This is a genomic window from Nocardia sp. NPDC058058, assembly GCF_042885355.1.
Classification (GTDB): domain Bacteria; phylum Actinomycetota; class Actinomycetes; order Mycobacteriales; family Mycobacteriaceae; genus Nocardia.
The window spans coordinates 1,383,332-1,404,683 of record NZ_JBHVSA010000003.1 but is presented as its reverse complement, the minus strand read 5'-3'; the positions used below and the strand labels follow the sequence as shown (position 1 = coordinate 1,404,683).

Genomic DNA, 21,352 nt, shown 5'->3' with positions numbered 1-21,352 from the left:
TCGGCGATGTTCGACCGGTCAGGCCGCCGCGAGGCGGTCCTTCTCGGTGACGATGTAGCGGGCCAGCTCAGCGATGGTCGGGTGGTACCACAGGGCCGTGGTCTCCAGCTCGAAACCGAGCCAGGATTCCAGCTCGTTGCCCAGCACCAGGGCCTCGGTGGAATCGAGTCCGAAGGAATCGAAGAAGTCGTCGAAGGAGATATCCGAGGGCTCGGCCTGCAATTTGAAGGCGATCTTCTCGGCCAGCCAGTCCTGGACCTGTTCGACGGTGAGGGCGGGGACGTCAACCTTTTCGGTCATGATGAAAACTCCAGCAGCTGTTCGAAATGGTCAGAGAGCACTATCGATGGAGAGACTGCGCAGCACCGCATCGGCCGCGGCCGTGCCGGAATCGAAACCCGACTCGTGACTGCCGACGATATCGATGCCCATTTTCCGCGAGTGGAAATATGATCCGGCGAACTTCACACGCGAATCGCCCGCATTGATGGAGTGGATCGTGGACTGCAATGCCCGGGCAGCGGTGGTGAACACCGGATGCCGGTAGTCGAATTCCCGGATGATCCGTTCGGGATCGATATCGAACGGATAATCCAGGGTGAGGAAGTAATCTGTCTCGCTGGTGAAATCATGCAGCGAATTCAAGTAATAGACGACCCAGGTACTCATATCGTCGTTACTGCCCGAGCGAGCGTAATTCCAGCTCCGCCACTTCTCCCGATCCAGCGGCATACAGGCGGTATCGGTGTGTAGGGCCGCGCGCGTAGTGTTGTATTGAATCGCCTCCAGCGCGCGCTGCGGGTCGGTCGGGGCGGCAAGCACATTCAGCGCATCGTCGGCGTGCAGGGCGATGATCGCCTCGTCGAAATGCTCGGTACCCGCGGCGGTCGTCACCGCGACTCCGCTCGCGTCCTCCGCGACCCGCTCGACCGCGGTGCCGAGTTTGATCTCGTGCCCGGCCGCGCGCAACCGCTCCAGCGCGGCCCGCACATAGTTGATGCTGCCGCCGGTTACGGTGCGCCACGGCGCGGTTCGGCCGCCGAGCCCTTCGCGACCGTGCCCGAGGAAGAACGCGATCACCGTCGCGGCGGGCATATCCCAGATCCGATCGGCGGGCACGGACCACGCGGCGGTGGCGACCAGCACGATGAATCCGTAGCGAAAGGTATCGCTGTAACCGTTCGCGGTCAGATAGTCGCCGAGCGACATCTCGGCCTGCTTGCGGATGAAATGGCCCGGCGATTCGGTGTAGAAACGCTCGGCCTCGGCCCACAGCTGCACGAAATCGGCCGGATATTTGGCCCGGATCGCGGCCTCGTCCAGTTCGAAATCATCGGAGACGTAGCAGACCCGGGTATCGGCGTTGTGGAAGCTGAAGCGGCCCGGATGCGCTTGGCAGGCCACCCCGAGATCGGCGAAGAACTGCGTGATCTTCTGGTAGTGCGGCTCGTTGTAGACAATGAAGGCGGTATCCAGACCGAGCGTCCGGCCCGCATCGGTAACTTCGACGGAATTCGCGTGTCCGCCTGCGACGGCTTCTTTTTCGAATACCGTCACCTCGGCATGCCCGCGCAGGTGATAAGCAGCCGATATGCCTGCTATTCCAGCGCCGATCACTGCCACCTTTGCCATGCCTACCCCTTCACGGTTGATCACGATTCCGTCTCATCTAAACAGGATCGGCGGACGCACTGAAGGTCACAAAGGGAGCACACGGACGTGTATCTAAAGTGGTACACGGGCGCATTTAAAATGAAACGAGTTATAGAAAATGGCTGGTGGGTGGACCATTTCGCATGCGATCTGTAAGACTGCGGACATGGCGATCAACAGTCGAACGTCGGAATATTCCATGCGAACCGCAGCCCTCCCGATTGTTAAACCAGTACGAATTCTATTTCTTTGTTTCATCGAAGCACGACCGGCTGTTCAATTGATGTTCGCATTACGTTTCATCGCGGCATCGAGTTTGACCGCGTCACAGTTCTCCGGAATACCGCATGCGGCCTGGACCGATTATCTGTGCGCGCTGGCCGCCTGGTTCCTGGCGACCGTCCACGTCTATTTACTCAACGGCATCGCGGACAGCGTGAACGACCGCGTCAACGAGGTGGGGCGGCCGGTGGGCCGCGGGGAGCTGGATCCGCGTGATGCCGCCACCGCCGCCTGGGTCATCGCGGCGGCCGCGCTCGGACTCGCGGTGTTCGTCGGGCTCACCATGACCGTGCTGGTGATCGCGTTCCTCGCGCTGGGTTACGCCTATTCCATGCCGCCGTTCCGGCTCAGCCGCACCTGGGCCGGGTCGGGTGTGATCGTCACCCTCGGCGGGCTCTGCACCTACCTGGCCGGGGCAGTCGCCACCGGTGCGCCGCGCACCGCCGATCTGATCGTCTTCGCCGTGGCGATGTCACTATGGATGGGACTGGTCGGGGCCGTGGTCAAAGATTTCTCCGATGTGGCGGGCGATCGGGCCGCGCATCGGCGCGTGCTGACCCTGCTTGTCGGTGAAATGCGTTTGCGCACTTCGATTTCCGTGGCAGCCGCCGCGGTCGCCGGTGGACTCGCGATCGGCGCGTACCACCTGCCCGTACTCGAATATCCTTGTGCGGTGGTTATTTTCGGTGCCGCGATGGTGATCGGCAATACGCTCACCACGCGCTATCGCGATCCGCGACCGGTGAGCCGGCGGCCCTATCGAGCGTTCATGATCACCCAGATGGCCGCGAACGCCGGTGCGGTGCTGAGCGTCCTGCCGGTCTGATCACTCCGGCGAATACGGCCCGATGAGCTTGGCGGCGGTCGCGCGTTTGACGGTATCCAGACGCGAGACCGCGCCGAGCTTGCGGAAGATATTGCGCAGGTGCCGCTTCACCGTGCCCTCGGTAATGCCGAGGGCATTGGCGATCTGCCGGTTGCTCATGGCGCTCGCCACCAGTTCCACGATCTCCAATTCCCGTGCGGTGAGCGCCTGATCGGGCGATTCGGACCGGCTGTCGGCGCGCGCCCGGCGGTCCTCCTGCCAGGACACGTAGACGATGACCTCGCCGTCACCATCGGCGGTGCGGATCGCCGACAGCAGCGTCTCGAGCCGGGCACTCTTGTGCAGGTAACCGGCGATGCCGTGCTCGACCAGTTCCCGGATCAGGCTCATGTCCTGATGCATGCTCACGATCAGCACCCGTGATTCGGGACTGGCCTGCTGGATCTTGCGCAGGGTCTGCACGACGTCGTCGCCGGGGATCTCGACATCGAGGATCACGACATCCGGGCGCAGCAGCTCCGCCCGCTCGACACCGGCGCGGCCGTCGGCGGCCTCCCCGATCACGGTGATATCGCTTGCCTGGTCCAGGATTTCGCAGAGGGCGCCGCGCAGCATGTTGTGATCGTCGATCACCAGCACCGATATCATCGCGATCAGCGCGCCTCGTCGATCGTCAGCGGTATCCATAGCGCGATGCGGGTCCCGGCGCCGGGGCACGAGCCGAATGTCACCGAACCCGAGAGCGCTTCGGCGCGTTCGCGCATCGAGGTGAGTCCGTTCGCGCGGCGCGGGCGGGCGGGATCGAAGCCGATTCCATTGTCCACCACGCGTGCCCAGACCTCGTGCGGGGCCAGGTCGACCTCGACGGAGACCTTGGTCGCCTGGGCGTGCGCGAAGGCATTGCGCAGGGCCTCGCGCAGTACCAGGAAGACCTCGTCCAGCGCTTCCGCGGAAACCCATGATTGCGAACCGTTTACGCGAATATCCACGACCGGCACCGTGCGGCGCAGCGATTGCACGAAGGCGGTCAGCGCATCGCGCAGGGAGGTTCCGCCCTCGACGGTGCGCAATCCCGATGTGATCGCGGCCAATTCGCCGATCGCGTCCGAGAGCACATCAGCCGCGGACTCGATGCCCTTGCGGCCCTTGGTTTCTCCCGCCGCGATGATCTCGAGCTGATGCATGGCGAGGCTGAGCGTATTGCCCAGCCGGTCATGGATCTCGCGGGCGAGCATGCGCCGGTCGGCATCGTTCACGATGCGGATCTGATCGAGCAGGAACGCGTCGTATCCCTTCGCGCCCGCTTCCAGCCGAGTGAACAGGCTGCGGCTCAGTTGCGTGGCAAGATCCGCGATCCGATGCCGGGCGTCGGCCCGCCCGGACTTCACCACCTCGGTCGCCTCCGCCAGTACCAGTTCGAACAGGATCATCGCCGCGCGCACCGAGGAGTCCGGCCGAATTCCCCTGCCGCCACGTCGTTCCGCCATATCGACGATCGCCTGGAGCGGAACGTGCACGCCGGTCGGCTGCCCGTCCTCATCCAGGGTCTCGGCGCATTCGCCGATGATCCGGCACGCCTGGATCACGCATTCGTCCCATACCTCGGGATCGGCGACGAGCGCACTGCCGATGAGTTCGAGTTCGCGGCGGTACCTGTCGAGTACGTCCTGCTGCCGCGCCTTCAGCCGCGCGGCCACCGTGCCCGGCTCCCGGCTCATGCGCCGAAGCCCCGGCCGCGCGAACAGTCCGCAACCCCGTGGCAGTGATCACCGTGCACAATCGCTCGGCGCCAGCGCAATATCCATGCCACGGTTGCCATTTCAGATTTTCCCCTTTGCGTCCCACCCACGGTGCGCCGGGATATCAATCGACCGATACCCTCGGGTTAACGGCACTCTACCCAACAATCGCAAGGTCATCGACCGGACCAATACCCGGCGTACCAGACACCGGCCCCGCGAAAACTACTGGTCAATCGACCTATTGGCTCACGCTTAGGTAGACGTTCACCTGCGATGCGCCGAGTTCACCTCCGGGGTCGAACCGCCGACTTCGATATCCCCACCTGGAAACTTCCGGGCACGGCCGCGGGGCGCGGGTGAACAGCGGGTGAAATCCGCAAAACCTTTGCAGGAAGCCGATTTCCACACCCGGGACCGCCAGAATTGAGTAGCGAGCGGTGCGCTGCGACCGCTTATCATGACAACCATGTTCAGCGGCGGCAGGTTCGGACTCGTAGCCATCGGACTCGCACTCACGGTTGCCCTCGGAGCATGCTCATCACCGGGGCCCGCCAATGTCGCAGCCAGTGGCGAAGTTACAGCAACCCTACGCGATCCCGATCCGACACCGATCGCATCCGATCCGCACCCGGTACTGCCGGTCACGCTGCGCGGGTTCGACGGCAATTCCGTCACGGTCTCCGATATCGATCGCATTATCGCCGTCGACCGCTTCGGCACGCTGGCCCAGACCGTGTACGCGCTCGGCCTCGGCACGCATCTGATCGGCCGCAGCACCGCGGCCAAGCTGCCCGCGATCATCAACCGCCCGGACGTCACCCCCAACGGCGAATCGATGAGCGTCGAAGCCGTGCTGGCGCTGCACCCGACGGTGCTGCTCACCGATTCGACCACCGGCACCGCCGCGGTCTTCGAACAATTGCGCGCGGCCGGTGTCACCCTCGTATTCTTCGATCCCGCCCGCACACTCGCCGGAACGGGACCACAGATCCAGGCGGTCGCCGACGCCCTCGGCGTCCACGACGCGGGCACCGCCCTCGCCGCCCGCACCACCGCCGAGATACAAGCCGCCGGCGCGGCGATCACACCGCACAACCCCCAACCCCGCATCGCCTTCATCTACCTGCGCGGCACCGCGTTGACAATGCTCGCGGGCCCCGGCTCCGGCGCCGACGCCCTCATCACCGGCCTGCGCGCCGAGGACGCGGGCACCGCCGCCGGTCTCACCGAACCCTTCGTCACCATCACCAGCGAAGCCCTCATCGCCGCCCGCCCCGACATCCTGCTGGTCATGACCGACGGCCTCGACTCCATCGGCGGCCCCTCCGCCCTCTACAAACTCCCCGGCGTCGCCCAAACCCCCGCGGGCCGCGACAAACGAATCATCGACATGTCCGACGCCGTCCTACTCTGCTTCGGCCCCAACACCGGCCGCGTCCTGTCCGCCCTCAGCCCCGCGGTCTATCGCTAGCTGTTTCGGCACAGCTCAACGACCGAGCGTCTGATTGATCACGCATCGGTCCAGAGCCTGCACGATCTCGTCGCCCGGTGAGATATTCAACGGTGCCGCAGAGGCTTTCGGAAACATCGTGTTGTTGCGAGCTCCACCGGTGGATGCGTACACCGCTCCATTCTTGACCACCCACACATCCGAGCGTTCCTTCATTTTCCCCGCACCATCGAAGATCGACCCACCGAAGTAGACCAGCCCCCCGGCGGTGATTACGGTGCCGTTGCGCAACTCATAGCCCGCTTTACTCAGTCCCGCCGCCACCGCCGTGACCACTGACGCGGAGGCTGGCGCGCATCGCGGATCCGAAGGAACGGCCCCGAGTTGCGGGGCCGTCGTCGGCGCACTGTTCGTGGCCGACGTCGTAACAGCGGCTTCCGGAGCAACCGCCTGCGACTCAGCGGTCGGCACAACAGTGGACGGCGCGGGTACCAGCGTCGGTGCTGACGCCGTGATCGACTGGGAAGCGGACGAATTCGTCTTCTTGCCGAAAACCGCACCGACAACGGTTAGCAACACCAGAACACCCGCGATACCGCCGACGATGGCGAGTATCCATTTATTGCGCGTGCGACGCTTCAACTGTGGATCTGAGGCGGGCGGGATGGGATAGGACAACGTTCCCCCTAACAATCAAGCAATAGCAGTTCATGAATCCTGAAACGTAAACAGCACGTTGGCAATTGACGAGCGAACTTTGGCACAGATTGTCGGTCGCCCAACGCCCCACCGGATCCGCACCTCCGCGCGCCAGCCGGCACGAAGGAGCCGCAGTCGTGAGGTAGGCCGGTCAACCTGCCGCAGCTGGGCACCGATGACTTTCGCGTTGCTCTCGCCTCTATATGAGTAGGCGGACTTCGTGCGCCGGGTGAACGACCGGAAAGAGAAGAATATGTTGCTCGAAGGCAAGAACGTCGTTGTCTATGGTGCGGGTGGGGCCGTGGGTGGTGCGGTGGCTCGGGAATTCGCACGTGCGGGGGCCAAAGTGTTTCTGACCGGACGAGATTCCGGCGTCCTCGATGCCGTCGCCAAGGAGATCGTCGCCGGGGGTGGCGTCGCCGAAGCAGCGGTGGTGGACGCCTTGGACGAGCGGGCCGTGAGCGGGCACCTCGCGGGCGTGGTCGCCGATTCCGGCGGAATCGATGTGTCTTTCAACGCGATCGGTATCTCGCCGCGCGGGTTGCAGGGGGTTCCGCTCGCCGATCTGCCGGTCGACGATTTCCTGCGGCCGGTGCAGACCTACGCACGGACGCACTTCTTGACGGCGAAATCGGCTGCGCGGCACATGATTCCCCGTGGATCCGGCGTGATCATGATGCATACGCCCGAACCCGCCCGGGCGAGTATGCCGCTGGTCGGTGGCATGAGCGTGGGGTGGGCGGCGATGGAAGCGCTCAACCGGGCGCTATCCGCCGAATGGGCGCCGCATGGGGTCCGCTCGATCTGCCTGCGCACCACGGGCATGGTCGAGACACCGGTGATCGACGTGGTGTATCAGCTGCACGCCGATGCGCTGGGTATCACACGGGACCAATTCACCGCTGCCGCAGTCGAGTTGACCCATCGCAAGCGGCCGACCACGTTGGCCGAGCTCACCGCGGTCGCGGTTTTCCTCGCCTCCGATCACGCATCGGCGATGACCGGCACAGTCGCCAATCTGACCGGCGGAATCATCGTCGACTGAGCACCACCCGGCGCAGGAGCACAGCAATGAACGAATTACTCGCGAGTGCGCTTGCCGCGCACGGCGGTTCGGACCGGTGGAATCGAATCCGGGCAATCCGAGTCGAGGCCGCGATCAGCGGGGCCTTCTGGCAGATCAAGGGACATGGTGACGCATTGCGGGACATCCGATTCGAGGTTGATACCAGGCGGGAGCGACTGACCATGGATTTCGTCGGCCGAGATCGGCGGACGGTTTTCGAGCCTGACCGGGTCGTTCTCGAACGGGCCGACGGCACGCTCATCGGGGAACGCCAGGACCCGGAGCGGTCGTTCGAGGGCCATCAGTTCCAAACTCCTTGGGACGATTTGCATCTCGCGTATTTCACGGGGGAAGCGCTGTGGACGTACTTGAACGCGCCGTTCCTATTCACCTGGCCGGGTTTCGAGTGCGACGAGATCACGCCCATCGAGTTCGAGGGTGAAATCTGGCGGCGGCTCCATGTGAAGTTCCCGGACAACATCAAGACCCACTCCCGCGAACAGGTGTTCTGCTTCGGACCGGACGGATTGCTGCGCCGTCACGATTTCGCCATCGACATCGTCGACCCGTCCACCGAGTCACACCTGTACGCCCAGGACTATCGCGATGTCGACGGCATCATCATCCCGGCAACCCGGCGGGCCTACACCGCAGTGGGCGACGACCGGATCGTGCTGGTCGCCATCGACATGGCCGGCATCACCGTGCGATGAGATCGCCCGCACTTTCGGCAGATTAGGTGGAACATGCAAACAATGACCGAAACCAGCACCGGCAACGAGGATTTCGGACGGCTCAGTGCACCGTACCGACGCGAGTTGCTCGCCTACTGCTACCGCATGCTCGGCTCGGCCGAGGACGCGGAAGAAGTGGTGCAGGAGGTCTACCTGGACGCGTGGCGGGCCTATGACCGGTTCGAGGCCCGCTCGTCATTGCGCACCTGGCTGTACCGCATCGCCACTCGCGCGTGTTTCAAAGCGCTGGAACGGATCCGGCGCAGACCGCTGCCCGCCGACCTCGGCGATCCCGAGCCTGATCCGGGCATCGGCCCGCTCCCGCGTAACCCGGAAATACCGTGGCTGCGGCCGATACCCGACTATCTGTTCTCCACCGCGCCGGACGACCCGGAAACCGTTGTGGTGCAGCGTCAATCAATGCGTCTCGCTCTGGTGGGCGCGCTGCAACAACTGCCGCCGCGACAACGGGCGGTGCTGATCCTGCGCGATGTGTTGCAATGGCGCGCCACCGAAGTTGCCGAACTGCTCCAGATGACAACCGCGGCCGTCAACAGCGCACTGCAACGCGCACGAGCCCAGATCCCGCTCAGCCAGGACGATCTCACCGAGCCGGATGAGCCGCATCAGCGAGACCTGTTGGAGCGCTACACCACCGCCTTCGAGACCGCCGATGTCGATCAACTCGTCACGGTCCTGACCGAAGACGCGCGATGGGAAATGCCGCCCATCGCAGTGTGGTTCGAAGGTCGCGACACCGTGTGCGCGTTCCTGGCTCGACAAATGCGGATCATCGGCCCCACCGAGCTGGTCGCCACCTCCGCCAATGGACAACCCGCATTCGCCGTGTACCGGCGTGGGGATGACGGCACGCGCCATCCCCACGCCCTGCACGTCCTGACGGTCACCGCCGAGGGCATCAGCAGAGTCGTGGCTTTTCATGGCGCCCAACTGTTTCCGCTGTTCGGACTCTGACGGGTGACCGTCGAAGGAATCGATGTCAGTGCTGGCACAGCCATTCGGTGCCGTAGTGACCGGCGTTGCCGCCCTCGAGGTGGACCCAGCGGCCATCGCCTTCACAGGGTGCGCCCGCGACTTTGTCGCCGTTAGGGGGCGGGGTGGTCGTCTCGACCGGCGGGGGTGTGGTGATGTCCGGGCCCGCACCATGATTGGGGTTGGTGCAAATGGTGCCCTCGCAAGGCACCCACGTGCCGTTGCCATTGGGATTCTGGATGGCATTGGGGCCGATGTAACTACCTGCGGGACAACCGGGATCCTGGTTCTTCGCACAGTATTCGGCCGAGAGGTTGTTGCCCGTGGAGCCGTCGGCACCGCGCTGCTGCGTGGTGGTCGGGGCGGGCTGGACCGAGGTTGCGGCGACCGAGGTGGTCATCGTGGCCTTTTGCGTGGTCGATGCGGCGGCCGTGGTTGTACTCGGTGCGGGCGTGGAGCTATTGGAACATGCTGCGGCGCCGGCAATCAGAGCCAAGCCCGCCAGTGCAGTGAGTAATCGCTTCACTTGTCAGTGCCTTTCTCGAGTCACGCGGGAATGGTCGCGGCTACTGTCCGCGAGCGACGCAGCGGAACCAGCCGCGAAAACTGATCTCGCAGAAGGCACCCGCATGCGAAAGCTTCGGACCGAACGGTCCCTGATCGTTGGCCACCGCGAAGAAGTCGGGGTTCCCGCCGGGCTGAGTGAACGGCTGACTGAAGTCATAACTCGGCCGGACGCCACCCGCGTCCTGAATGGACTGCGGCGCGGGAATGGAGACCGGGATACCCCCACCCAGCGGAATCGACAACACCTGAACCTGCTGCCAACCGTCACAACCGATAACCCCGTCGGGGGTGATCGCACAGTTCTTCCCGCCGTAGTTGAAGTACGCCGACCCCTCCGGCGCGGCATTCGCGGCGGGCATAGCCGCAATCGGTGCCGCGATACCCGCGATCGCGGCGGCCACCAGTGCTACACGTTTCATGACGAAGCTCCTCACCATCGGTTCACCGGAACGCGATCATTGATCACAAAGCAATCATCGAACACGCAAGGCAAATAGTTAGCAACAGTGTGGCTAGCGTCACACAGCAGGGTTCGTGCCACGCGCGACCGTACGAAACCGCGTGTCGACGGGCGCGGCGGCCCGAATAGAGTCGAGGACATGACAGAGGCAAGGGTGTGGTCGGTCACCTCGACAACCCCAACAGCGGAGGACGCCCAACTTCTCGCCCGAACCGCAGTCTCCGAACGGCTCGCCGCCGGCGCGGAAGTAACCGGCCCGGCCATGTCGGTGTTCTGGCACAACGGCGAGCTCGGTGAAGGGCAAGAATGGCGCGTCACCCTCAAAACCTCCGCCGCCACCCGCGACGACCTCGCCAACCGAATTCAGGAACTTCACCCGTGGGCCGCGGCGGCCGAAATCGTCGCTACCCCTGTCGAATGGGCGATCGAGCAATATGCGGCCTGGGTCGAGAACGTCACAGCAGCAGTGGAATAGAGTCCGCAGCCCGTCGCACCATGGCGAGCACCACGTATGGCGGGGCAACCTTGTTCTCTCACATGTGGACCACGCCGAGGATTTCTACACGGCGTCCGTTGGGCTCGATCGATTGATGGGCACCTGCGGGCGGGTGAGGTAAAGGGGTGGGCGAAATTGGCTCGGACGCATACGCATCAGCGAGACGCGAAGGGCTTCGACTGCCTCGGGGTCGGTCGCATGGACCAGTTCGGCAACTCGGCGGATCGTCAAAGCGTCGATACTGCGGGCGGCAGCATCAGCGGCGTATCGATCGATGAGATCCAGTGCTCCTTCGGTAGGTTGGCGCGCCTCCGGTCGCGTTTGCAGTCGACGCCGTTCGATATCGATATCGCTGTATCCACGAACCTGCCGAAGCAGACGCTCGACCTCGGCGAGCGACTGCAGAACGGATAGCCGTGAAGCCAACGAGGACTCGTAGAGACCGGCGGTGCAGACTTCATACACCACCGCCGAATTGTCACTGATCCGAATCACGGCGTCGCGCTGGGTTTCGACCTGGCCACGCCACCCGCTTGCCGCGACCGCGAGCAGACCGTTCGCTTCGGACGGGTGCCACTCCCAAACACCTTCATAGGCAAGAACATCCGATGGTGCGAGAATTCTGACGGGTTGCGCATCAAGGCGGGCAAGACGGTTCTGAAGCTCAGTGTCGGTCAACTCTCCGTCGAGCCCCACACCTGCCACCAAAACCCGAACTGGAAGTCTCGAGATCACCGATGCCGCGAGCGCCAATGAATCGGCTAGAGGACTCCGCAGACTTGTTTCATGCCCCTCGGCGAGAATATCCCCGCCGACATCGATCACCACCACCGAATCGGCACCGAAAACCTCAGCGGCGGCGCGGATTTGGGACGCCAGCCCCGGCGCACCATTACTGATATCCATCAACAGCAGGGGCAGCGAAAGATGTTGCGCGAGGCGGGGAATCGTGGATCGGCTGCCCGTCCGCAAGCTGGCTGTAGCAGGAACCTGCGCCACCGATCGGGAGTGAATGACCAGTCCGTCGAAGTCCGCCACCGAGCGCGGACCCGGTGTCGGATCGATCATGAGCCGGTCCCACGAGTAGGTCAGGATCGCCGAAACCCCGAGTTCCGCCATCGCAGACGCGATTACGGCCGCGGTGACGGCATCACCACCGCCGCCCGCGGCAACCGCTAAAGTCCCGCTCATCGCTGCGTCGCCAATCGTCCGTCGTTCGTGAGCCCGGCGGCGGTGAGAACTATATCGAGCGCTTCGGGTCGGATGGGATTACGCGGTGAATCCCATGCCGTGCATGACCGTTCGGAGGTGTGCGTCGTAGAGGGCGTCGGGGTCGGCGATCAGGGTGCCGAGGCTGCCGAAGACTTCTGCGGCGATGAAGCCGAGGATTGAGGCCCAGCCGTTGAGGACTATGCCGGGGATTGGGCTGTCGGGCATGGAGTCTGTGCCCAGGAGTGAGTTCAGGAGGGGGCCGGTGGCCAGGGGTGGTACTTGGGTGGCGGCGGGATCGGCTGCGCCGGAGGCGATTGCGGCGATGTAGCCCGATGAGACGAGGGTGAGTAGGCGGCCGGCGGCCGGGCCGGTGTCCTCGGGGCGGGCTTCGAAGCCGGGGATGGGGGTGCCGTTGATGAGGGCGAAGTCGGCGCTGTGGTCCAACGCCCAGCGACGGGTGGTCAGGCACAGGGTTCGCCATTGCGCGGCGGGGTCGGGGTCGGCGGCGGACTGCGCCTCGGTGATCGAATCGTTGAGAGCGTCATAGGCATCGACGCACAGTGCGGTGATCAGGGCGGTTTGGCTGTCGAAGTAGCGGAACAGGGCCGCGGGTGACATGCGCATCGAGCGGGCGATGCCGCGCAGAGAGAGACCGCCGGTGCCCTCGGTCGCCAATTGCCGCCGCGCGTGCGCCTTGATTTCGGCGACCGTGGCGGCTCGGCGTTCGGCGCGGCGGGTGACCGTCCCGGCTGCGGGATCGGGCATCGAGGGCATCCCTTCGTCGGCGGGCGTGCTCGCATGGAGTTACGCCATTCCGTTCACTTTGTGAACACTGTACGCGAAGTGACGTGTCGTTGTTTTCGGCTGGCTACCAGCGGTGTGGCGTCCAGATGTTGACACGATTCACGCAAAAGTGAACACTGATCGCATAGTGATCAGTACATGCACAATGCCGGACATGACCAGACCTGGAGGGCTTCGTGGCCACACTCAACGCTCGCGCTCACCGCATCCGCGACCGCATCATGAGCCAGGTACGGGAGTTCGGAACCGTGCCGACCATGGCGGAATTACGCACGGAATTCGATCTGACCGACGATGAACTTCGCGGTGAGCTACGCAATCTCGAAGGCGCGATTTGCGTTGCCGTACAGGACGATGAGCACGCGGACAGCCCGGTCTTTCAGGATGAACCGCTCGCGAACCCACAACCCGCGCTCGGCGAGATCGTCTACGCGCGACCGTTCGCCGCGTTCGCCAACCACTACCGGATCTCCGTCGACGGCGTGCAGCGCTGGTTCGCCGAATGCGCGGTCGAGGCGTGCGCGATCTCGGGCCAGTTCCCGGGAGCCGAGGTGGTGGTCGATTCGGTGTGCAGGCAGACCGGCGTACCCATTCGTCTGATCGGGCGGGACGGCGTGTTGATCGACTTCGAGCCGCGCACCCTGCGCGTGCACCTGGGATATCCCGTGCGCGAGATGCCGCATCGTGTGGTCGGATGGTGCGACTACAACAGCTTTTTCGCCTCCGAGGATGCCGCGCGGCAATGGCGGGACAAGCACCCCGACATCCACGGAATCACCCGCGCGCCCGAGCAGATGGCGGCGGTCATCACCGAGGTTCTCGCTCCGGGACGCCTGAATCATGACTATCAGCCCAGGCTCTCGATGGCGCATATCCTGCGCAACGCGCCGCGCTTCGGGCTCACCCGTGAATCCCGCTCGGGCATACCGGTTCCCGACTCCTTCTGGCTACCGACCCCGAAAATGCTCGTCGACTGGCGGCGACACGGGCTCGGGAACTTCATCCGGCTCGGACTCTGATCCCGCGCCGATCCGCCTAATCGCGCGGACCTCAGGAAGGATTCGCCTATGACGAACTCGGCTCGAACCTCTCCGATCGCGCTGTTCGGCGGTTTCGACCTGCGCCCGCTCATTCGGGACGAACGCGCGGATCTGGCCGCGCTGCTGCGCACACTGTCACCGGCGCAGTGGGAGACGCCCTCGCTGTGCACCGGCTGGCGAGTGCGCGATGTCGTGGCTCATCTGCTGCACGATTCCATGCCGACGGCGACGTACCTCGGCGATGCCGCGAAGGCACGGCTATCCCTGCACCGGCTCAACGACATTCAGGTGCGGCGCGCGGCGGCGTGGTCGACCGATGAGCTGATCGACCGCGTCGAGGCGTCGATCGACGCCGGACTGGGCGCGGCGGTGCTGCCGCGACTCTCGCTGGTCGACTTGGTGATTCACCACCAGGACATTCGTCGCCCACTCGGGCTCGACCGGGTGATCCCCGAAGCGCGCCTGCGCGCCGTGCTCGACAATCCGGACCCGTTCGCGGGCGCTACGAATCGCATGCGCGGCCTGCGCCTGAGCGCCGCCGATATCGACTGGCAAGTCGGACAGGGCCCCGAGGTGCGCGGACCCGGCGAAGCGATCGCCATGAGTCTGGCAGGTCGCCCCGCAGGCCTGGACGCACTCGACGGCGAGGGGGTGCGAGTGCTCGCCACCCGCGTTTCGCGCTCGGCTCCAAGCTGATTCATTCGGAGCTGGCGGGCGCGGCGGCTCGCCGAAGTGCCCGTGATCACCGCGCCCGGCCATCAGCTATATGACCGACTTAGATCTCGCGAAAATCGGTCCGAACAGGGCATTTCAGTGGATCCGATGCGGAACCGATGCCACGCGGGAGATTTTTTCTCGCGCATCCTGTTTGAGCTTCAATCGTGCGGGTAGCACTCGGCCAGTCGGCCAACTTTGAAAGAGGAATCGCCATGTCCGAGGCAATACTTCCCACCGAAGCATCCCGGCCCCGTGGAGCCGGGGACAGCTACGACGATATCGAGCCCCTGTTTCAGGAGCTGGCCGAGATTCCGGCCGACGATCCGCGGCATGCGCGGCTGCGCGAGGAGATCATCGGGGCCTGCTTGCCGTTGGCCGTGCATATCGCGCGCCGGTTCACCGGGCGCGGCGAGGCGTTCGACGACCTGAACCAAATCGCTCGACTGGGGTTGGTGCAGGCCGTGGATCGCTTCGATGTCTCACGCGGGACGACGTTCCTGTCGTTCGCGGTGCCCACCATCATGGGTGAAGTGCGCCGGTACTTCCGGGACCACACCTGGGCGGTGCGGGTGCCGCGCCGGGCCAAGGAGTTGCAGCAGCAGCTGGGACCGGTGACCGAAGCCCTGTCGCAGCGGCTCGGCCGCATGCCCACGGCCCGGGAGATCGCCGCGGAGCTCGAGGTGGATCTGGTCGAGGTCACCCAGGCGATGATCGCGCGCAACGCCTACCAGGCCAGCTCGCTGGACACCCCGCACGGCGACGACGATTCCGGGCCCGCGCCGATCGCGGAGACGCTCGGCAGCGAGGAGCCGAGCTATCGACTGCTCGAGGACGCGATGGCCGTGCGCCCGCTGCTCGCGGCGCTGCCCGAACGCGAACGCCAGATCCTGGTGTGGCGCTTCTTCGAGAATCGCACCCAATCCCAGATCGCGGAACGCTTGAACATCTCGCAGATGCAGGTGTCCCGAATCCTGACCAAGACGCTGGCCGAACTGCGCGAACAGGCACTCGGCCCGGCCGAGTACGCCCGAAGCGCTTGACGCTGAGCGGATTCCGGTCGGCAGCGGCCGGATTCAGCTTCCGCTCCAGCCGCCGGTGTATGCGCCGCCCAGGAGGCGACGACGCCGGCGGCGGCGCTTGGCTTCCTGCTCGGATTGGTCCTGCGCGGAGGCGGGTTGCTGGTCGGGCTGCGGCTCGGATTCGCGCTTGGTCTTGCGGAAGATTCCCATATCGGGCTCCCTTTCAGAAGTAATTCCACTTTCCTACTTGGAAAGTAAGACTCCACTTTCCCGGCAGGAAAGTCAAGACCTCCGCTGGATCTCGCACCTGTGCACGCGTGCGGTCCGGGATGGGCCACGCCGTTTGCCGCCGTGGACGACTCCTCGGATAAGCTCGTTTTTCACAGCTGGACCCCCGAAGCGAGGAGCCTGAACCGGTGCCGGAACGTGCTCAACCCCGGCGCTCGCAGGCCGAGCGGCGGATCCAGACACGAGATCGACTGGTAGAGGCCACCATCGAATCGATTGTGGAACTCGGGTACGCCCGGACCACGGCGGCGGTGATCTGCCGGCGGTCGGGGGTTTCCCGCGGGGGGCTATTCGGGCGTTTCGATACCGTGGCCGACCTCATCGCCGCCGCGGCCGCCGAGGTCGGTCAACGCCAAATCGCGCAGTTCGAAGCGAATTTCGCGCAGTTGGCCGATCCCGGTGACCGTCAGGCCGTGCTGCTGCTGTTGCGGGAGAGCGCCCGCCGTCCCATCAATGCGGTGTGGACCGAATTGATGGTGGCGGCCAGGACAGACGCGGATCTGCGGCGGTGTCTGCAACCGACCTTGCAGGCGTACGCCGAAGCAATCGCCCGTACCGCCGGAACCGTTCCGATCCTGTCCGGCGTTCCGCCCGAGCGGGCCTTGATCGCCCTGAAGATCATTCTGGGGTTCTTCGACGGAGATGCGCTGTACGCCTTGCCATTCCCGGATCCCGAGCTGGACCGGGCACTCGAGGGGCCGATCGAGACGGTCTTCTCGGCGTTCCTCGATCTCGAGTAGTCGCACCCTCGAATCGGCTCGGGCAGAACCGTTCCGCGTTGATCTACTCCGGGATCGATAGCGAGAGCGGGATGTTCACCCAGCTCGGCTCGGACGGATCCAACCGCAGATGCTGCGGGGCGAGTTGACTGTCGACCAGAATCGCGGTCGGCGGCAATCCGCGGGGGAAGTTGGAGGCGAATACGTCGATACGCAGGCGGTGTCCGGGCTCGAGGGTCGCATCGATCGGCGTGGTGGCGATATCGAGCGTAACCGGTTGCCCCGGAACCACTTTCTGGCGGCGGTTGATGTCGACGTATGGAATCGGGCGCGTGTAGTCGCCATTCGCGGACGTGGTGCTGCGCGAGTCGTCGATCTGCCGGAGCGAGGACACCAGCTGCCCGGAACTGAGCTGCCGGGACCACCCATCCGGGGCAACATCATTGACCGTCACCGTCCAATAGCCGTCCTGCGTGTCGTGAATGGTGTTCAGGTGCACCGCGATCGGGCCGGACACCGCGGTCGACTCCGCGACGGGACCGCTGCTGAACGTCAGCCCTTCCCGCTCCCGAATCCGTGAATCCTCGGCGCATGCCACGATCACCGACAGTGCGCCCGCCGTGCCGACCGCGCCGTCGCGCGAGCAGATGCTCAGCAGGCTCGGCGCTACCGTCAGATCCTGGATACCCGGATCTGCTGTGCGCGTGAGGCTTCCGTCGTATTGCGCGGTCGGCGCGGAGCCGCTGGTGGCGGGACCGAGGTACATGCGCTGGTAATCCACGCCGGGGCGGGGGAAGGACGAGGTGGTCGACCAACTGCCGTCGGCATGCTGGAACGACAGCGGGCTGTAGGTCTCGGCCCCATTGTCGATTCCCTTGAGCCACTTGTCGAACCACGCACGTTGCAGCACATCGACGCGCGGCGGCGTGCCCGGCCGCCCGTACCCTTCCACCACCGGGTTGATGTGGTAGCCGTCGCCCATGACGAGCTTGTTCTCCTGCGCCGACAAGCGTGAGCGGTTGTAGGAATCGGTCGGGGAATTGGCGAAGATGTCGGAGAACGCACCGGCTCGGAAGGTGGGCGCGGTAACCGCCGCCGAGTCGTAGGTCAGCGCTTGGCGCAGTGGCGAATTCGCGTCCATGAACTCCTTCGTCTTCGCGGTGAACTGATCCGTGGTGGTCGCGGTGACGACATTGGCGATGACATCGAGCAGCGGGGCGGGGTTGGCGATTCGGTCGCGCACCCACTGCAACTGTTGCGCGGGATCGAAGCGTCCGGCCAGCACCGCCTCGGCATCGGGGAGCATCCGCGCCAACGAGATGGCGGTCAACCACAACGGCGCGAATCCGATGCCGACGCCGCCGCCGGGGGCAATGATGTCGGTGAGAATGTCGGAGCTCGGCACCACCGCGAACACGGCTTTCACCCTGTCACCGGCGGTGGCGGCGGCCTGCATGGCGGTGATGCCCGTCCAGGAGGTGCCCTGGATTCCGACCTTGCCATTGCTCCAGGGCTGAGCGTCGATCCAGTCCAGGACCCGCATGGCGTCGCGGCGCTCCCGATCACCCCAGGCCTGCCACGTTCCCTCGGACGTTCCGGTCCCCCGAATGTCGACCTGCACCAGGGTGTAGCCGCCCTTGACCAGCGTCAAATCCTGGGTCGCCTGTTCCAGCGCGCCGCCGCTGAGTTCGGAGGTGAGATCGGTGATGCCGTCGAGGCCGGAACCGGGAAATTGGACCGACGCGATCCACGGCAGCAGCGCTTCCTTGATTCCCGGGATCTTGATGAGCACCGAGGCGATATTGACGAGTTGTTTGCCGTAGCCCTGGAATTGGACGATCACGGGACCCGGCTCGTTCGAGCGATCCGCACCGTGCGCCGGGTGCAGGACGTCGGTCTTGATCACCACCCCGTCGTCCATGGTCAGTGGAATCGCCAGGTCAGGGCTCACCGCGTCGAATGGCTGCGGGCCATCGGCCGTCGCGGTCCACTGCGCCCCCAGATCCCCGCCGTCCACACCGGTGAACACCGGCGCGCTGGCGGCTGGGTCGGCGGCTGCCGCCGGTAAGGCGACGAGCGAGAACGTCATCAGCGCAGCGATCGGCGCTGCGACTCTTCGAAATTTCGGGCGGAACACGCAGGACTCCCTGACTCGAGGTGAAAGGTCGCAGGGGCCGGGTGACAGCCCCTCACCGGTGGGCCGAAGGGGTAATGGCCCAGACAGTTTCCGCTCGACCGTAGAGTCCCAAGTCACATCCGCGCAACTTATCGACGATTCGGTCGTTTATTTCTTCCACCGGAAGATGCGACCGCCGCGCACTCCTTATCCCGCCATCGACGGGGTAAGGATGCCGAGTTCCGCAGTGACGCTTACTGTTTCATCCGCTCATCCCAGGCTTCGCCGCCAGGCGGAGGACCTTCCGCGGGATGCGAGCAGGTCGGTGATGGCGTCGATGAAATCGGGGAGATCGTCGGGCTTGCGTGAGGTGATCAGCGTCCAGTCGTCGTACTCGGTGCGCACCACCGGTTCGTCCATCCATTTGCCGCCGGCGTTCTCGATATCGGTCCGCAGTGACGCGTAGGAGGTCAGCGTCATCCCGGGCAGCACTCCGGCATCGACCAGCAGCCAGGGGCCGTGACAGATGGCCGCGATCGGCGTGCCCGCGGCGGCCAGGGTCCGGACCAGTTCGCGAGCCGATTCGTCGATTCGCAGTTTGTCCGCGTTGACGGTGCCGCCGGGAATTACCAGTAGATCGATCTTTCCCGGATCGACCTCGCCGAGGGCGATATCGGGCTGCACCGTCGCGGCCGGGTCGAGGTCGTGCCGAAAGGTGTGCACCGGTTCGTTTTTCAGCGCCGCGTGCACGACCAGCGCGCCTCGTTCGCGCAGGCCGTTCAGTGGAACGATCAGTTCGTCGTGCTCTACCCCGGTATTGGACGTGGCGATCAGGACACGGGCGCCATCGAGTTGTGTGGGCATGGGACTACTCCATTCCTCGGCCTGTGTGCGATCTACCCGACTCGGTGCGACCGAAACACGCTCGGAGCAATCCGCATTACTGCGGCGGGATGCGCTCGTGCAGAGTGAGCAGGGCGTGGTCGAACGCCGCCACGGTCGAGGGCACCGGGGCGGGCAGGGTCGGCAGTTCCTTGATGAGTTGTTCGGCCAGGACGCGCAGTTTGACGTTGGTCTCCTGTGAGCGCCAGGTCAGGACCCGGAATGCTTGGTCCGGGTTGATTCGATACATGCGCATGAGCACGCCTTTGGCCTGTTCGATCGTCGCGCGGGCCTCGAGCATTTCCGGTAGGCGCTCGTCGAGCGTGAGACGTGCTGCGTCGGCGAGGGTTTCGCTGAGATCGATATAGAAACCGGTGGTGCCGACCGGGGTATCCGCATCGTCGAAGATACGATCGGCGACGACCATGACGGTGTGCTCCACCCCGGCCCGGTCCATGAATCGGTGCCTGCTGGAGAACGGCGCGCCCTGTTCGATGGATCGCGCGATGGCGGCGGCGACGTGTTCGCGATCCTCCGGATGTTTGTGTGCCAGAAGCAGTTCCGTGGTCGGTTCGATCTCGCCGGGCCGGTAGCCGTGCATGCGGTACAGCTCCGGGGACCACTCCCAGCGCTGCGATTCGAACCAGAATCGGAAACTGCCCGTGACCGGTCCCAGGCGCGCTGCCTGATCCGGCACTTTCTCATCGATGAGCACCGCTGCCGGGTCGATGCCGCCCGGCTCGACCGCTGGGGCGCGGTGCCGGAGAAATACCTCATGCGAGCCGGTCGTGCCCGGGTTCCGCTCGCGCGTCATCGATGGTCCTCCTCGCTTGACAGTATCAACGTTTGTCGTTCGCTCACCGCACAATATCTGTGTCGATGGATATAGATTTTGTAGTACGGCTACGATGAAAACGCAAGCCCATCGTCGAGAGTTTCTCGCGTACAGAAGGAGGATCCGCATTGCCGCAACCCGACACGCCCCCGCACGAGCCCCATCTGCCCGACGGAGGCCGCGGTGTGTACAGCATCTCGGTCGCGGCCGAGCTCGCGGGCATCAGCGTGCAGACCCTGCGCCTGTACGAACAGCACGGATTGCTAACGCCCGCACGCAGTCCCGGCGGCACCCGCCGCTACAGCGGTGACGACCTCGCTGTGCTGCAACGCATTACCGCCCTGGCGGAGGAGGGCGTGAACCTTTCGGCGATCGCGCGCATCCTCGACCTGGAGGATTCCAATGTCGATCTGCGGGCGCACAATGATCGCCTCGAGCAGGACAACGATCGCCTCGAACTGGACAATGGACGGCTCGAGCAGGATAACGAGCGCCTGCGGCGCCAGAACTGAACGATTGCGAGCAGGCGCCGTCGCGGCGCCTCACCGTTCGATATCCCGTCGCATCGCGGCGCGCTCGATGAACCCCTCGACCGCGGCCAGCGCCGACCACGGATCGGCGTGCATCAGATCCGGATAGCGCGAAGACCGCGCCACGAACGCCGATTCGGCCTCGGACCAGCGAACATCAATGGCCGAGAGCGGAATCGCCGCCGCGCGACTACCGGATGACGGATGCTGTGACATGACAAT

The 21,352-nt window shown here is 64.8% G+C and carries 24 protein-coding genes and 1 pseudogene; 11 read left to right on the top strand and 14 right to left on the bottom strand.

Going from position 1 to position 21,352, the window contains the following annotated elements; all coding sequences use genetic code 11:
* Positions 1–18: 18 nt before the first annotated feature.
* On the bottom strand, positions 19–300 hold the full coding sequence (locus tag ACFVUS_RS30390) for an acyl carrier protein (RefSeq protein ID WP_387774060.1): 282 nt from the start codon (positions 298–300) through the stop codon (positions 19–21).
* A 30-nt stretch (positions 301–330) separates the two neighbouring features.
* The gene (locus tag ACFVUS_RS30385; protein ID WP_387774057.1) at positions 331–1,632 is read right to left on the bottom strand and encodes an NAD(P)/FAD-dependent oxidoreductase; all 1,302 of its coding nucleotides are present in this window, start codon (positions 1,630–1,632) and stop codon (positions 331–333) included.
* A gap of 337 nt (positions 1,633–1,969) precedes the next feature.
* On the opposite strand from ACFVUS_RS30385, the gene ACFVUS_RS30380 reads away from it, so the two are divergent.
* Positions 1,970–2,761, top strand: coding sequence for a UbiA family prenyltransferase (locus tag ACFVUS_RS30380; protein WP_387774054.1), 792 nt, complete (start codon positions 1,970–1,972; stop codon positions 2,759–2,761).
* Here ACFVUS_RS30380 and ACFVUS_RS30375 read toward each other — a convergent pair whose 3' ends face one another.
* Together ACFVUS_RS30375 and ACFVUS_RS30370 are read right to left on the bottom strand one after the other, a co-directional pair.
* A complete protein-coding gene (locus ACFVUS_RS30375; RefSeq protein WP_387774051.1) occupies positions 2,762–3,448 on the bottom strand; it encodes a response regulator in 687 nt (228 codons plus the stop codon).
* Positions 3,415–4,479: a sensor histidine kinase gene (locus ACFVUS_RS30370; protein ID WP_387774048.1), complete on the bottom strand. Its 1,065-nt coding sequence runs from the start codon at positions 4,477–4,479 to the stop codon at positions 3,415–3,417. The genes ACFVUS_RS30375 and ACFVUS_RS30370 overlap by 34 nt, the downstream gene beginning before the upstream one ends.
* 490 nt (positions 4,480–4,969) lie before the next feature.
* Between ACFVUS_RS30370 and ACFVUS_RS30365 the strand changes: the two genes are divergently transcribed.
* Positions 4,970–5,974 (top strand): hemin ABC transporter substrate-binding protein, encoded by a 1,005-nt coding sequence (locus ACFVUS_RS30365; protein ID WP_387774045.1) that lies wholly within the window; start codon positions 4,970–4,972, stop codon positions 5,972–5,974.
* 15 nt (positions 5,975–5,989) lie between these two features.
* Here ACFVUS_RS30365 and ACFVUS_RS30360 read toward each other — a convergent pair whose 3' ends face one another.
* Positions 5,990–6,595: a DUF2510 domain-containing protein gene (locus tag ACFVUS_RS30360; protein WP_387774042.1), complete on the bottom strand. Its 606-nt coding sequence runs from the start codon at positions 6,593–6,595 to the stop codon at positions 5,990–5,992.
* A 286-nt stretch (positions 6,596–6,881) separates the two neighbouring features.
* On the opposite strand from ACFVUS_RS30360, the gene ACFVUS_RS30355 reads away from it, so the two are divergent.
* From ACFVUS_RS30355 to ACFVUS_RS30345, 3 genes are read left to right on the top strand one after another with little or no spacing between them, the layout of a single operon-like run.
* Positions 6,882–7,697 carry an SDR family NAD(P)-dependent oxidoreductase gene (locus tag ACFVUS_RS30355; RefSeq protein ID WP_387774039.1) on the top strand — a complete coding sequence of 272 codons (816 nt, stop codon included), beginning with the start codon at positions 6,882–6,884 and terminating at the stop codon, positions 7,695–7,697.
* Between the two features lie 26 nt (positions 7,698–7,723).
* Entirely contained in the window at positions 7,724–8,431 is a 708-nt protein-coding gene (locus ACFVUS_RS30350; protein WP_387774036.1) for a hypothetical protein, read from the top strand.
* A gap of 42 nt (positions 8,432–8,473) precedes the next feature.
* Entirely contained in the window at positions 8,474–9,427 is a 954-nt protein-coding gene (locus ACFVUS_RS30345) for a sigma-70 family RNA polymerase sigma factor (protein WP_387774033.1), read from the top strand.
* Positions 9,428–9,452: 25 nt separating this feature from the next.
* On the opposite strand, the pseudogene ACFVUS_RS30340 reads toward ACFVUS_RS30345, so the two are convergent.
* Positions 9,453–9,788 (bottom strand): annotated as a pseudogene (locus ACFVUS_RS30340) (hypothetical protein); the annotation flags it as partial.
* Positions 9,789–10,011: 223 nt separating this feature from the next.
* Positions 10,012–10,431, bottom strand: coding sequence for a hypothetical protein (locus ACFVUS_RS30335; RefSeq protein ID WP_387774030.1), 420 nt, complete (start codon positions 10,429–10,431; stop codon positions 10,012–10,014).
* 195 nt (positions 10,432–10,626) lie between these two features.
* Between ACFVUS_RS30335 and cutA the strand changes: the two genes are divergently transcribed.
* Complete coding sequence (gene cutA, locus ACFVUS_RS30330) at positions 10,627–10,947, top strand: divalent-cation tolerance protein CutA (RefSeq protein ID WP_387774027.1); 321 nt, start codon at positions 10,627–10,629, stop codon at positions 10,945–10,947.
* 84 nt (positions 10,948–11,031) lie between these two features.
* On the opposite strand, the gene ACFVUS_RS30325 is transcribed toward cutA, so the two are convergent.
* Both ACFVUS_RS30325 and ACFVUS_RS30320 read right to left on the bottom strand, forming a co-directional pair.
* Positions 11,032–12,159 carry a DUF1152 domain-containing protein gene (locus ACFVUS_RS30325; RefSeq protein ID WP_387774024.1) on the bottom strand — a complete coding sequence of 376 codons (1,128 nt, stop codon included), beginning with the start codon at positions 12,157–12,159 and terminating at the stop codon, positions 11,032–11,034.
* Positions 12,160–12,237: 78 nt separating this feature from the next.
* Positions 12,238–12,954: a TetR/AcrR family transcriptional regulator gene (locus ACFVUS_RS30320; RefSeq protein ID WP_387774021.1), complete on the bottom strand. Its 717-nt coding sequence runs from the start codon at positions 12,952–12,954 to the stop codon at positions 12,238–12,240.
* Positions 12,955–13,160: 206 nt separating this feature from the next.
* On the opposite strand from ACFVUS_RS30320, the gene ACFVUS_RS30315 reads away from it, so the two are divergent.
* From ACFVUS_RS30315 to ACFVUS_RS30305, 3 genes are all read left to right on the top strand, one after another.
* On the top strand, positions 13,161–14,003 hold the full coding sequence (locus tag ACFVUS_RS30315; RefSeq protein WP_387774018.1) for an alkylmercury lyase family protein: 843 nt from the start codon (positions 13,161–13,163) through the stop codon (positions 14,001–14,003).
* A gap of 48 nt (positions 14,004–14,051) precedes the next feature.
* Positions 14,052–14,720, top strand: a complete 669-nt coding sequence (locus ACFVUS_RS30310) for a maleylpyruvate isomerase family mycothiol-dependent enzyme (protein ID WP_387774015.1) — start codon at positions 14,052–14,054, stop codon at positions 14,718–14,720.
* 233 nt (positions 14,721–14,953) lie between these two features.
* Positions 14,954–15,781 (top strand): RNA polymerase sigma factor SigF, encoded by an 828-nt coding sequence (locus ACFVUS_RS30305; RefSeq protein ID WP_387774012.1) that lies wholly within the window; start codon positions 14,954–14,956, stop codon positions 15,779–15,781.
* Between the two features lie 33 nt (positions 15,782–15,814).
* Here ACFVUS_RS30305 and ACFVUS_RS30300 read toward each other — a convergent pair whose 3' ends face one another.
* Positions 15,815–15,970 (bottom strand): hypothetical protein, encoded by a 156-nt coding sequence (locus ACFVUS_RS30300; protein ID WP_387774009.1) that lies wholly within the window; start codon positions 15,968–15,970, stop codon positions 15,815–15,817.
* Between the two features lie 206 nt (positions 15,971–16,176).
* Between ACFVUS_RS30300 and ACFVUS_RS30295 the strand changes: the two genes are divergently transcribed.
* Entirely contained in the window at positions 16,177–16,788 is a 612-nt protein-coding gene (locus ACFVUS_RS30295) for a TetR/AcrR family transcriptional regulator (protein ID WP_387774006.1), read from the top strand.
* A 43-nt stretch (positions 16,789–16,831) separates the two neighbouring features.
* Here ACFVUS_RS30295 and ACFVUS_RS30290 read toward each other — a convergent pair whose 3' ends face one another.
* The 3 genes from ACFVUS_RS30290 to ACFVUS_RS30280 form a co-directional block, all read right to left on the bottom strand.
* Positions 16,832–18,856, bottom strand: a complete 2,025-nt coding sequence (locus tag ACFVUS_RS30290; RefSeq protein ID WP_387774003.1) for a CocE/NonD family hydrolase — start codon at positions 18,854–18,856, stop codon at positions 16,832–16,834.
* 297 nt (positions 18,857–19,153) lie between these two features.
* Positions 19,154–19,747 carry a type 1 glutamine amidotransferase domain-containing protein gene (locus tag ACFVUS_RS30285; RefSeq protein WP_387774000.1) on the bottom strand — a complete coding sequence of 198 codons (594 nt, stop codon included), beginning with the start codon at positions 19,745–19,747 and terminating at the stop codon, positions 19,154–19,156.
* A 76-nt stretch (positions 19,748–19,823) separates the two neighbouring features.
* Complete coding sequence (locus tag ACFVUS_RS30280) at positions 19,824–20,579, bottom strand: PAS and ANTAR domain-containing protein (RefSeq protein WP_387773997.1); 756 nt, start codon at positions 20,577–20,579, stop codon at positions 19,824–19,826.
* Positions 20,580–20,785: 206 nt separating this feature from the next.
* Between ACFVUS_RS30280 and ACFVUS_RS30275 the strand changes: the two genes are divergently transcribed.
* Positions 20,786–21,112 (top strand): MerR family transcriptional regulator, encoded by a 327-nt coding sequence (locus tag ACFVUS_RS30275; protein WP_387773994.1) that lies wholly within the window; start codon positions 20,786–20,788, stop codon positions 21,110–21,112.
* A 30-nt stretch (positions 21,113–21,142) separates the two neighbouring features.
* On the opposite strand, the gene ACFVUS_RS30270 is transcribed toward ACFVUS_RS30275, so the two are convergent.
* Positions 21,143–21,346 carry a hypothetical protein gene (locus tag ACFVUS_RS30270; RefSeq protein WP_387773992.1) on the bottom strand — a complete coding sequence of 68 codons (204 nt, stop codon included), beginning with the start codon at positions 21,344–21,346 and terminating at the stop codon, positions 21,143–21,145.
* Positions 21,347–21,352 lie beyond the last annotated feature (6 nt).